Below are 235 nucleotides of genomic sequence, written 5' to 3'. Positions count from 1 at the left end.
AACGGCCAACAACTGTTAATCAACGGTTAGCTTTTGGTCATTGGGAAGTAGATACGGTGCTTTCTAGTCGAAGTGAGTCACGATCATGTCTGGTTACATTCGTAGAACGTAAGACCCAACTTCTATGGGCCATCAAAGCCCCTAATAGAACGGCTAAGGCTCTAAACACCGCCTTTGGCAAGTTTATGGGGGCCTTCGGTCCCCAAGTAAAATCCATTACTGTTGATCATGGTAA

1 pseudogene is annotated in these 235 nt (G+C 45.5%); it reads left to right on the top strand.

The window, feature by feature from the left end:
- A pseudogene (locus MZO40_RS17245) lies at positions 1 to 235 on the top strand (IS30 family transposase); the annotation flags it as partial.

It is taken from the genome of Lactiplantibacillus sp. B652 (assembly GCF_023806745.1).
GTDB classification, from domain to species: Bacteria; Bacillota; Bacilli; order Lactobacillales; family Lactobacillaceae; genus Lactiplantibacillus; species Lactiplantibacillus pentosus.
This window is presented reverse-complemented; position numbering and strand designations above follow the sequence as displayed.